This is a genomic window from Mesobacillus maritimus, from assembly GCF_019749255.1.
Lineage (GTDB): Bacteria > Bacillota > Bacilli > Bacillales > Cytobacillaceae > Mesobacillus_B > Mesobacillus_B maritimus_A.
In genome coordinates this window covers 32,038-44,148 of the sequence record NZ_JACWFH010000014.1, presented here as the reverse complement: position 1 = coordinate 44,148, position 12,111 = coordinate 32,038, and the positions used below count along the sequence as shown (strand labels likewise).

The 12,111-nt window shown below is 38.4% G+C and carries 12 protein-coding genes; 3 read left to right on the top strand and 9 right to left on the bottom strand.

Annotation, left to right across the window (positions count from 1 at the left end; all coding sequences use genetic code 11):
- Window positions 1-358 precede the first annotated feature (358 nt).
- Entirely contained in the window at window positions 359-1,027 is a 669-nt protein-coding gene (locus H0185_RS13045) for a YkyA family protein (protein ID WP_246629175.1), read from the bottom strand.
- A 277-nt stretch (window positions 1,028-1,304) separates the two neighbouring features.
- Here H0185_RS13045 and def point away from each other — a divergent pair, with 277 nt between their 5' ends.
- Window positions 1,305-1,859 carry a peptide deformylase gene (gene def / locus H0185_RS13040; protein WP_221873941.1) on the top strand — a complete coding sequence of 185 codons (555 nt, stop codon included), beginning with the start codon at window positions 1,305-1,307 and terminating at the stop codon, window positions 1,857-1,859.
- A 170-nt stretch (window positions 1,860-2,029) separates the two neighbouring features.
- Here def and H0185_RS13035 read toward each other — a convergent pair whose 3' ends face one another.
- Window positions 2,030-2,800 (bottom strand): Cof-type HAD-IIB family hydrolase, encoded by a 771-nt coding sequence (locus H0185_RS13035; protein ID WP_221873940.1) that lies wholly within the window; start codon window positions 2,798-2,800, stop codon window positions 2,030-2,032.
- Window positions 2,801-3,299: 499 nt separating this feature from the next.
- Between H0185_RS13035 and H0185_RS13030 the strand changes: the two genes are divergently transcribed.
- Both H0185_RS13030 and rnjA read left to right on the top strand, forming a co-directional pair.
- Window positions 3,300-3,512, top strand: a complete 213-nt coding sequence (locus H0185_RS13030; protein WP_221873939.1) for a DNA-dependent RNA polymerase subunit epsilon — start codon at window positions 3,300-3,302, stop codon at window positions 3,510-3,512.
- Between the two features lie 3 nt (window positions 3,513-3,515).
- Window positions 3,516-5,183, top strand: coding sequence for a ribonuclease J1 (gene rnjA, locus H0185_RS13025; RefSeq protein WP_221873938.1), 1,668 nt, complete (start codon window positions 3,516-3,518; stop codon window positions 5,181-5,183).
- 102 nt (window positions 5,184-5,285) lie between these two features.
- Here rnjA and H0185_RS13020 read toward each other — a convergent pair whose 3' ends face one another.
- The 7 genes from H0185_RS13020 to H0185_RS12990 all read right to left on the bottom strand — a co-directional run bounded on the left by H0185_RS13020 (window position 5,286) and on the right by H0185_RS12990 (window position 12,098).
- Window positions 5,286-5,942 (bottom strand): potassium channel family protein, encoded by a 657-nt coding sequence (locus H0185_RS13020; RefSeq protein WP_221873937.1) that lies wholly within the window; start codon window positions 5,940-5,942, stop codon window positions 5,286-5,288.
- A 93-nt stretch (window positions 5,943-6,035) separates the two neighbouring features.
- Complete coding sequence (locus tag H0185_RS13015; RefSeq protein ID WP_246629174.1) at window positions 6,036-6,986, bottom strand: DUF4349 domain-containing protein; 951 nt, start codon at window positions 6,984-6,986, stop codon at window positions 6,036-6,038.
- 193 nt (window positions 6,987-7,179) lie between these two features.
- Window positions 7,180-7,638 (bottom strand): TlpA family protein disulfide reductase, encoded by a 459-nt coding sequence (locus H0185_RS13010; protein WP_221873936.1) that lies wholly within the window; start codon window positions 7,636-7,638, stop codon window positions 7,180-7,182.
- A gap of 33 nt (window positions 7,639-7,671) precedes the next feature.
- Window positions 7,672-8,793: an N-acetyldiaminopimelate deacetylase gene (locus tag H0185_RS13005; RefSeq protein ID WP_221873935.1), complete on the bottom strand. Its 1,122-nt coding sequence runs from the start codon at window positions 8,791-8,793 to the stop codon at window positions 7,672-7,674.
- A gap of 64 nt (window positions 8,794-8,857) precedes the next feature.
- Window positions 8,858-9,568, bottom strand: coding sequence for a 2,3,4,5-tetrahydropyridine-2,6-dicarboxylate N-acetyltransferase (dapD, locus tag H0185_RS13000; RefSeq protein WP_221873934.1), 711 nt, complete (start codon window positions 9,566-9,568; stop codon window positions 8,858-8,860).
- 77 nt (window positions 9,569-9,645) lie between these two features.
- Entirely contained in the window at window positions 9,646-10,530 is an 885-nt protein-coding gene (ccpC, locus tag H0185_RS12995) for a transcriptional regulator CcpC (protein WP_221873933.1), read from the bottom strand.
- A 59-nt stretch (window positions 10,531-10,589) separates the two neighbouring features.
- A complete protein-coding gene (locus H0185_RS12990; protein ID WP_221873932.1) occupies window positions 10,590-12,098 on the bottom strand; it encodes an MDR family MFS transporter in 1,509 nt (502 codons plus the stop codon).
- Between the last annotated feature and the right edge of the window lie 13 nt (window positions 12,099-12,111).

The following is a 12,111-nucleotide window of genomic DNA, read 5'->3' as shown; positions in this document are numbered from 1 at the left end:
TAATCAATACCTTTATGTAGTTTCCCCATAGCATCAGTTCTAAAAACAAGTTTTTTTATTCCCCATACTATTGAGCTTAACACAAAACTGTATTAATAATTTATTTCGCTCGATTGATACAATCAACTCTTACATTACTCAGTTTACAACACATAAAAAGATTACGTCAAATACTATGTTTAGTATTATCATAAGTTTTTTTACTATCGGGGTATTATAAACCATTTTTCTTCTGTACTATAAAAATAGAGTGTCTGTACCATAACATTCTTCTATACCCGAAATATTCAACCCTAAAATACTTTTTCGATAAAATAAAAAACCGACCTCTACCTGGATCGGTTCTCTCCTCAATCTATTACTCTTTATTGTTAATCTCTATTCCTGCTGCTTCATAGAACTCTAATTTTTTTTGATTATATTCTTCGGTTACTTCATTGAATTTGTTGTTCAAATCAATCACTTTTTCATAAGCAGCATTCACTTTATTAATTTGTTCTCCTAACTGATCGAGTTCCAGTTCTTTGTCCTTGAATAAATTATATAATTGGATATCATTTTCAAGGCCATCAGAATAGGCATTATATAATTCTTCGTGAATCTTATACCGATCTTGCATTAGATTGTACAGATTTGTCGCCTTCTCTTTTAATTCTACTTCATCTATTTCATCAACGATATCTGGTATCGTCTCAAACGCTGCCTTTGATTCATTCATACTCTCCCGTTCTTTATTGATATGTTCTTTTCTTTTCTCAGTAATCGTAATCGCTTCATCTGCTAATCGAACCACTTCATCATATTCCTGCATATTTAATTCAATGATGGATTGATAAATTTCTTTTTCCTTCTTCTCTAATTCAATTAAGGGGGTTTGTTGGGCTTCAAAGGTTTTTTCAATCTGTACCACTTCTTCTAATTTATTGAACATTTCTTCAGCAGGTGATTGTTTATTCATACAACCAGAAAGGAACAACCCCCCAAAAAAAATCAAGAAAACTAGGGGGAAATTTCGTGAATTCAACAAAATAAAACCTCCTCTCATCATTCTATTTCACTATAGCGATTCCTTATATCATTTACAATATTTCCTAGACCTTTTAATACAATAGTCCACAGACTTACATTTATAGATTAGGCTAACAGCTAGATCTTCATCCACCTTCCTTCATAAGTAATCGTAAAAAACCTTATGAAGAAGTGAATTATAGGTATGTTTAATTACCTAATTAACTTTTCGATATACTTTTGATAGACTATTGAATAGAATAATAAAAAAAATGAAATTAGAGGTGACCCTGAAGATGTTAACAATGGATGACATCGTTCGTGACGGACACCCTTCACTGCGCAAGCCAGCTGATGAGGTTATCCTACCCGCTTCGGATGAAGATAAAGAGATTCTTAATAAAATGTTAGAATTTGTTAAAAACAGCCAAAATCCCGAGCTAGCTGAAAAATTCGGATTACGACCTGGTATAGGTCTAGCTGCACCACAAATCAATGTCTCGAAAAGAATGATCGCTGTTCATGTTCACGATGACAAAGGCAATCTATATAGCTATGCACTATTCAACCCAAAAATTATTAGCCATTCCATCGAGCGCGCCTACCTTCCTGGGGGAGAAGGGTGTTTGTCTGTCGACGAACAAATCCCTGGTTATGTCCCAAGATATGCAAGAATTACGGTTACCGCCACGAATGTGGATGGCGAAAAGATAAAGCTTCGATTAAAGGGGCTTCCTGCCATTGTCTTCCAACATGAAATTGACCATTTAAACGGCGTCATGTTCTATGACCACATAAACAAAGAAGATCCATTTGCAGAAATTCAAGATGCGAATCCACTGTCTAATTGAATTAATAAGAAGACGTTGGTGGCAATACGAATAGCACATCTTAACGAAAAGAGCAGCTAATAGGTTTTGATACCCTTAGCTGCTCTTTTCATATAATTGGTTTGGCTTAGAAATGCCTTTCTCTTCAATCTGGAAAAGTGCCAACGACGAAACTCCTAGGACTGAGTGTGTTAAATAAGAGCTAGATGTTTTAAGCCCTTAAAAATCCCATCTTCCCCAACATCAGCAGTGATGTGGTCTGCATGTTGCTTTAATACATCTGGTGCATTTCCCATTACAACACCAGTGCCCACTGTTTTAATCATTTCCATGTCATTTAAACCATCCCCAAATGCATATACATCCTTCAAATTAAAACCGAGTTTCTTAATCAATTTCTGTATCCCTACCGCTTTAGAACCGTTTGCAGGTAATATGTCTGTTGAAACAGGATGCCATCTAATAAATTTAAATTCAGGATAATTTCCTACGTAGTTTTTTTCCTGATTTTCATCGCAAAATAATAGTGTTTGAAAAACTGGATGTTTTTTAAAAAATTCTTTATCTTCTTCTGGGTGTGGGAATTCTAGGCTTCCCAAACTAGTCTCAATATGTTCATGATGATTTACAGACGCTTTCATGGTTTGGTTGTTCATGAAAACCAATGGATGACCATTTTTCTCACTCACCGTAAGGAGCCTTTCGAGCTGATTTGGAGCTAAAGGATTCTGGTAGATCACTTCATCCTCGAAAACAACATACTGTCCATTAAAACTAACAAATGTATTAATACCTAGTTCTTCTCTTAGATTTTTGAACATAAATGGGGCACGTCCCGTCGCAATTGCTACATACATCCCTTTTTCTTGAAGAGATTTAATCGCTTGCTTTGTAGAATCAGGTAGTTTCTTATCATGATTTAATAAGGTACCATCAATATCAAAAAAAATAATTTTACTCATAAAATAACCCCTTGTATCCCTTAATCTTCACCTCATAATTCAGAGATGTATCTACAATTTAACACTAAGCGTTTCCTATATTTATGTCAATTTGGCAGAATAAAAATCCCATATTTATCCACGAGGAAATCTAGAAACCTTACACATAATACTAATATATAAAAGGGGTTAGCAGGATTCTGTGATAAAGTTTTCCAAGTCTGCTTTCCCTTTGGACAAGTATAGAGTAAAATAAAGGTAAGGAGATGATCCACAATGTTAAAGAAGCTAAGACGGAAGCTTTTTAGACAGTGGAAAGATATGCTTCGAAAAAAAACAATCGCTTAAATTTTGGGCCCTTCAAACTTGCGAAGGGCTCCTTGCTTATTGTACATTGGTAAAAGCGGAAAAAATCGGCATTTATATCCTAACACCTTTAATTCATTCATGAAAACAATGAAAAAAATGCAAATTTTTAATATAATAAAAAAAGTTATGTTAATTAAGGAGAGAGAGTTTAATGATTTATAAAGTATATTATCAAGAGAAAATTACGGAAGTACCTGTTAGAGAGAACACTCAAACATTATATGTTGAGGCTAATTCAGAGCGAGAAGTACGTAAGAAACTTTCTGATCGCCCTATTAATATTGAACGGATTCAATCAGTAGAAGGGCAGTATCTTGAATATGAGCGCCAGAAAGAATATTTTGAAGTATTGGAGATTGAGTAATTTATGAAATTTGTTAAAAATGATCAAACAGCTGTTTTCGCCTTGGGAGGATTAGGCGAAATAGGGAAAAACACGTATGCTGTGCAGTTCCAGGACGAAATTATCCTTATTGATGCTGGCATAAAATTCCCAGAAGATGAATTACTTGGCATAGATTATGTCATTCCTGATTATGCCTACCTTGTAAAAAACGAGGATAAAATTAAAGGTCTATTTGTAACCCACGGACACGAAGACCATATCGGCGGGATTCCTTACCTATTAAAACAAATTAATGTCCCTATCTATGGTGGTAAGCTCGCGCTCGGATTGATTCGTAATAAGTTAGAAGAGCATGGGTTATTGCGTCAAACAAAACTTATTGAGATTAAAGAAGATGACATCATTAAGTTCCGAAAGACGTCTGTAACTTTCTTTAGAACGACTCATAGTATTCCTGATTCTTATGGAATAGTTGTAAAAACTCCTCCAGGACAAGTGGTGCATACTGGAGATTTTAAGTTTGATTTCACCCCCGTTGGTGAACCAGCAAACCTAACAAAGATGGCTGAGATTGGTAAAGAAGGAGTCTTATGTCTTCTTTCTGATAGTACGAACGCAGAAGTACCTAATTTCACGATGTCTGAAAGACGTGTCGGCGATAGCATTCATGATATTTTCCGGAAAGTTGAAGGACGAGTTATCTTTGCTACCTTTGCTTCAAACATTCACCGTCTGCAACAGGTAACAGAAGCTGCCGTCTCAAACGGTCGGAAAATTGCTGTTTTTGGACGAAGCATGGAAGCTGCCATTTCTATCGGACAAGATCTAGGCTATATTCGCGCTCCTAAGGATACTTTTATTGAGCCACAGCAGATTAACCGACTTCCAGCTAACAAAGTAACGATTCTTTGTACTGGTAGCCAAGGTGAGCCAATGGCTGCCTTGTCAAGAATTGCAAATGGTACACATCGACAAATTCAAATTATCCCTGGCGATACAGTTGTATTTTCTTCTTCGCCAATCCCAGGTAATACACTTAGTGTAAACAGAACAATCAACATGCTTTCCCGTGCTGGGGCAGAGGTTATCCATGGAAAGCTAAGTGACATTCATACTTCTGGGCATGGAGGACAAGAAGAACAAAAGCTGATGCTTAGACTCATTAAGCCCAAGTTCTTTATGCCGATTCATGGTGAATTCAGAATGCAAAAGGTACATGCTAAACTTGCTGTAGATTGTGGTGTCCCAGAGGAAAATTGCTTCATAATGGATAACGGTGATGTTCTTGCTTTAAGTGATAGCGAAGCACAGGTTGCAGGGAAAATCCCATCAGGTTCAGTCTATATTGATGGAAGCGGTATTGGAGATATCGGTAATATCGTACTCCGAGATCGCCGAATCCTTTCTGAGGAAGGTCTCGTAGTGGTCGTTGTCAGCATTAATATGAAGGAATTCAAAATCTCTGCTGGGCCAGATTTAATTTCTCGTGGATTCGTTTATATGAGGGAATCTGGAGACCTGATTAATGATGCGCAAAACCTGATCTCTAAACATTTAAACAAAGTGATGGAACGCAAGACAACCCAGTGGTCTGAAATCAAAAATGAAATTACAGATACTCTTGCTCCATTCTTATATGAAAAAACAAAACGTCGTCCAATGATTTTACCTATCATTATGGAAGTCTAATTCCAGATCGATGTGATAAAAAAGACCAGCTGAAAGTTCAGCTGGTCTTTTAGTGTTCATTAAAACAAGGATGTTTAAGGTTTAGTAGCATAGTCAGCATTTTTATAATGCCTTTTTCTCAAAACGATTAATATCCGCATCTGCTCCAATAATAATGAGGATATCTCCATTTTGAATGATTTCATTGGCTTGTGGAGATACCAAGATGTCGTTCCCTCTTTTAATTGCAACGATATTAATACCGTATTTTGCTCTTATATTCAAATCTATAATTGAATGACCACCAAGCTTATTGCTCGCAACAACCTCAGCGATACTATGTTCATCAGATAACTCCAGATAGTCTAAGACATTATTGGAGACCATATTATGCGCAATCCTTCTGCCCATATCTCGTTCTGGGTGAACAATTACGTCTGCTCCTATTTTCATCAAAACTTTTTCATGATAATCATTTTGAGCTTTCACAGTAATTTTGTTCACACCAAGCTCTTTTAAGATAAGAGTCGTTAATATACTTGCTTGGATATCATCACCTATCGCCACAATGACATGGTCAAAATTTCTGATTCCTAATTCTTTTAACACCTTTTCTTCGGTTGTATCTGCACATACAGCATGAGAAGCGATGGCAGCAAATTTATTTACGCGGTCTTCCTTATGGTCAATGGCGAGCACAGGCATCCCTAACTCTGCAAGTTCCTGACAAATACTTCCTCCAAACCGACCAAGACCAATAACAGCAAATTCTTTTTTCATAATGCTCCCCCTAAAACGCGCCAGTTTCATTTCCTATTTTAGCATAATCCTTTGGTTTGAACTTAGTTTCTTTGGAACGATTCCCCTACTCCATTACTTTTTTTCTTCATTACGGACGTTTCTTCGTTTTCTCAGGATAACGAGTGGTATCCCTATCACCAAAGCCAAAAGGATAATAATTGGTAAGTTCCCAGCTATTAGCACGATTGAGCCTGAGAGAAATGATAAGAGCCAATTAATATTAACTACGAGCTGTTTTTTAACCTTCTGCCAGGTATTTAACTCTTTATTATCTATTCCAGGGACAAGGATGCTATTTTCTTCTAGTGTAATGGTAACCGTTGAATAAGCAGTTTGATTTTGTAAATAGTTCATTCTGCCAGTTAGTTGCTCAATCTCTTCTTGAACTTTGGATAAGTCTGATGAAATTTTTAATAAATCCTCTGTTTTTTCTGCTTCTTCTAAGAAGCTCTGAAGTCTAGCTTCAACAGCCTTTTTTGATCGTAGCCTTGATTCTAAGTCAACAAATTCCTCGGTAACATCCTGCCCACTTACATGTCTATTAGTCACTTCTGCAGCAGCTTCCTCCGCACTCTGTAAAAAGGAGGAGAAATGTTGTTGTGGAATTCTAAAAACCATCATTCCACTCAGTTGTTCCTCACCGTATCTATTTGTAGTATCCTCAACAAGGTATCCTCCTATTTCAGCTGCTTTACGCTCTAGTTCTGTCCGTGCTTTTTCGTAGTTTTTAACAGTTAACTGAATGTCTGCATTGTAGATAACCATTCGTTCAGAGGGTAGCGATGTTGAAGAATTAATTGCCTGATTATCGCTATTTTGATCTTGTTTTTCTACATTTTCCATTGATGATTTGTTCTCTGTAAACCCGAATGAAGCTTCGGTATTTTCAGAATTCTGATCTAAAGCCATCTCAGAGGTAACATCACCTGCTGAACTATCCTTTGACTCCCCTTGCCCACTGCAACTTATTAACACAAAGCAGGCGAGAGTAAACAACAAAGTAAACATCCCTTTTACCTTCATAAACAGACACCCCTTTTCTATTTAATTAATTGGACGGGAAATGGTGAAAAAGGTTACTGAAGTTCCCTTTCTCTAAGACGAAGGGAAGGAAAAACAGCACTATCTTTCTTGTCACTCAATCAATAAAGAACAACAAAAAAACACGACCTCCTATCGGAAAGGCCGTGTTTTCATATTGACAGCTTACTTTCTGTTATTCTGATTTCCCCTCTTCATTGAACATCCGAATGACCCGCTTCTCAAGCATGTTCATGCCACTTCCACCTATCTGGAAATGACGAAGCTTGCCTTCTCGATCAAATAAATAATAAGAAGGTACATATTGATTTTCAAACCGATTTGTAACCGTATGGTTATCACCATCAACATAGATTGGTTGAGTCATATCATGCTCGACTGCTTTCTGTTTTATTTCCTCGAGGTTACGGTCCTCTTCGGACCTTGGCATATGAATGGCAATGACATTTAATTTCCCTTTATACTTATCACGTAATTCATTTACCTGTGGCATCGCCTTTTTACACAAATGACAGCTGATGGACCAGAAATGAATCAAGGTCGGAATTTCCCCAACAAGGTCCTCTCTCGTTACTTCACCGTTAAGCCAAACTGTTGCATCTGATAGGTCTGGCATGGGCTCACGTAATTTCATTATGTACACCTCATCATAAAGGGTCTAAGAAAGTTATTCCTTTCCCTTATATTCAATATATCTTATCAGTAGAGCAATAGCTGTTTCAATGGCACGCTCATTGGGTTTCAGCTTCGAGTGATGTAGACCATATTCAGAACTCACTCCTAGCCAAAACATCAACCCTGGGATTTCTTTTAACATATACCCAAAGTCTTCCCCCGTCATAGCCTCTTTACATTCAACCAATTCGACCTCATTCATCCTACTAACAAATTCCATAAATTCTTTTGTTAGAGTGGATTCGTTGTATACCTGATGATACATCGCCCCATAATCAATGCTGGCTTTACATTCATAGCCAACTTCAATTCCATTTACGATTGCTTCAAGGCGCCTCTTCACTTTTATCATAGACTCTGGGGATAGTGTACGGATGGTGCCCTCTATCCTCGCATTCTCAGCGATAATATTCTGCACAGTTCCTCCAGTAATCTTCCCTACGGTTACAACAGCACTGTCTAATGGGTCAACATTCCGTGCAACAATCGTCTGTAACTGGGTAACGAGACTGCAAGCAGCTACAATCATATCATTTGTTAGATGAGGATAAGCCGCATGGCCACCTTTTCCCTTTAAGTCAATATATAGTTCAGACGTATTCGCAAACAATAAGCCCTCTTTCGTTGCAATGGTACCCACCGGATACTCAGGAGCAATGTGTAAAGCTAGTACGAGGTCAGGTTTCCATTCCTTCATAATATCAGTACGTAGCATCGGTTCCGCACCACCAGGTCCCTCTTCGGCAGGCTGAAACATAAAAACAAGGTCATCCATAACAGGGTGTTGAGCAAAATGAGTAATCAAGCCCAAAGCAATGGTCATATGAAAATCATGACCACAAGCATGCATTTGCCCAGCATGTTCTGATGTAAATTCATATCCGGTTTCTTCCGTTATCGGTAATCCGTCCATATCTGCTCGGTAGCCAATTGTTTTACGTGGAGATTGTCCTTTGATTTTCACAAAGATCCCTGTTTTCCATGTTCGAATCTCAAGGTTCTCTTGAGGAAGATTTTTTAGATAAGCTAGCAAATACTTTTGTGTTTTGTATTCTTGATAACCAAGCTCTGGGATTTTATGGAGATCCCTTCTGACTTGTATAAATGAATCCATCAATATAATCCCCCTTATAAAATAGCAAGAAAGCGCGGAGTTTATCCACGCTTTACTAAAGGTACTATAATTGTCTAAGCTCTTGTTTGATCTCAGTTTTTGATTTTGTCTTCTCATCAATTTCTTTGATTACACGTGCTGGCGTTCCTGCCACTACAGTATATGGAGGAACATCGTCAATCACAATTGCTCCTGCAGCTACAACTGCTCCTTTTCCAACCGTTACTCCTTCAAGAACTACCGCATTGGCACCGATCACAACATCATCTTCTACGATGACTGGCTTCGCGGACGGTGGCTCGATTACTCCCGCTAAAACCGTTCCTGCACCAATATGACAGTTCTTCCCTACGGTAGCACGACCACCAAGGACTACATTCATATCAATCATCGTACCTTCTCCGATAACAGCTCCAATATTGATGGAAGCGCCCATCATAATAACAGCGTTATCGCCAATTTCTACCTGGTCGCGGATGATTGCACCTGGCTCAATACGCGCCTTAATATTTTTCATATCTAATAAAGGAATAGCAGAATTTCTGCGGTCATTCTCAACCACATAATCTTCAATTTTTTCTTGATTTGTTTCAATGGCTGCTTTGATTTCAGACCATTCTCCAAAAACTACCCCAGTATTCCCTGTAATAAAAGTTTTAGCGCTTGACCCAAAATCCACTCCATCAAGGTCACCTTTCACATAAACCTTAACAGGTGTTGATTTTGTACTATTTTGAATAAAAGAGATAATTTCATTCGCATCCATCATCTTCATTATTTCCCCTCCAACAATATGTATTTTCACTGAAATTACTTTACCAAACAAAGAAAGGCAAGACAAGTAATAGAACATTATAATTTAAAATTTTCAATATTTTCCTTCACCACATCGATAAAAGCCTTAACTTGTTTTAGCTGGAATGCCGATTCATATCCTATCAACCACGTATCCCTTTTAAGGGGGATCCCTGACTCATCAAGTAGTGGTATTTTAGAAATTTTTTCACCTATGCCATTTAAAGTGATTTCCGGTAGTATTGCGTACCCTATTCCATTAATCGTCATCTGCTTACAGGTTTCAATTTGGTCCACAATAATGGTTCGTTTAGGGGATGTTTGGAAATTACGCATCCACCAATCCTGTATTTCTTGATAGTAATTAGAATCACTTTTAAATTGGATAAAAGGTCGATCGGTTTCTAGCACTTGTTCTGGTCGGGAAATGACTGTATCTACAAGATATAAACCATCCTCAAACAAATGCATTTTTACACCCTTCCAATCGGGTGTTCCTCTAACAATGCCGATATGTGCTTGGTCCTCATAAAGTGATTTTGAAATTTCACTACTCCACCCTGTAACTAAGGAAATTTTAGCTTGTGGGTGCTTATGAACAAATTCTTTTAAAACTTGCGGAAGCCAATTTTGTCCCACAATGGAGGCTACAGCGATTTTAAGCGTCCCATACACCTCTGAATCCATGGCTGAAATCGTTTCCCGAACCTTTTCTTCCTTCACAAGCATCTCATTCGCAAACTGAACGACCAACTCCCCCGCCGGTGTTAAGGAAAGCCCTTTTTGTGATCGAATAAATAATTTTGTTCCCCATTCTTTTTCTATCGTTTGCAAGCGTTGTGATAAAGCAGGTTGTGAAACGAATAGGCGCTCGGCAGCCTTTCTCATATTCATCTCCTGAGCAAGGATCGAGAGTAGATGGACCTCTGATAAAGCAGACATGAACGCCCTTCCTTTCATTATTGAATCATGAGTTACAAACAACCAAACCTCACTTGAAACTAGTCTTTTTTTGGCAACATAGCCACGAGTAACATACTTATAACAGCAAAGACAAGGACGACTATATACACAGTGTGTAAGGATTCCGTCAAAGTACCTTGGAGGAGCACCTTCACATTATGAGTTAATTGGTTCCGCTCTGCCTCGCTTAAAAGAATATTGAGAGAATCTAGTGATAGATTATCCCCAAACTCGCTATGTCCTGTTAAATTTGCTTTTATCGTACTATTTAAGACTCCTCCTAAAAGGGCAGCTCCAATCGTATTGCCAAGGTTTCTCATAAACGAATTACTTGCCGTTGCAACACCTCTTTGCTCCCAAGAAACAGTGCTCTGAATGGAAACGATAAAGGCTGTGGTAGTTAACCCCATCCCTATGCCAATCATAAAAGAACCTAAAGCCGCCCATAGGGGGCCCGCTTCTGGGGAAAGCGTTGCAAACAGGATACTCCCAAGGATCAAAGCTCCACCACCGATTAAGGAAGTCGTTCTGAACCCAATTGTTAAAAGTAGCTTTCCAGAAAACGTACTCGCAATCGGCCAACCTATCGACATTGCTGTTAGCGTAAACCCTGCAATGATTGGCGGTCTTTCCATCACACCTTGAACAAAGGCGGGCAAGAAACTAGAGATCCCAATTAAGATGATACCTGTCGTTAGCGATGTGAGATTTGCAATGAGAATAGACTTTTCCTTCCAGACTGAAAAGGGCATCATCGGTTCAACAGCTTTATTCTCGATATAAATAAATATGCTGAAAGCAAGTAAACAGGTTAGCCCAAGACCCACAGCGACCGGTGATAACCAGGCAATGTTCACGCCACCTTCTACCAAAAGAATCATTAGCGAAGTAACCGAGATCGTTAATAATATGGCACCTTTGTAATCAATCTCATGTTTCTTCTTTTCAATCTTTTCATGTAAGAAAGTCATTATACCCAAAATGGCTAAAATTCCGAGGGGAAGATTAATCCAGAAAACATACCGCCAGCTCACATACTCCACAAGTAGGCCCCCAATTGCAGGTCCTGAAACAGCGGAAATTCCCCATACACTTGATAAATAACCTTGAATTTTTGCTCTTTCTTCCTTCGTGTAAATATCTCCTATAATTGTTGTCGCAACAGGGGTAACAGCACCTGCGCCAAACCCTTGTATCAAACGAAAAACAATTAACAGCTCCATCGAAGTGGCTAGCCCACATAAAATAGAGCCGATAAGGAAAATGCTTATCCCAAAAATAAGAATTGGCTTTCGTCCATACAAGTCTGCTAACTTCCCGTATATTAGGACTGTAACTGCATTCATTAATAAGTATGCTGAAAACACCCAACTATACAGTGAGAAGCCACCAAGCTCTCCTACAATTTCTGGCATCGCTGTCGAGACGATTGTCGCCTCAATCGCTCCCATAAAGGTCGCCAACATAACAGAGACTAGCACAAATGTTTTTTTCGTCTCTCGACGGTCTTTTGGCTGAGATTGGAGAGACTTTGAAGCCTTCCCCATGTATAATCCCCCC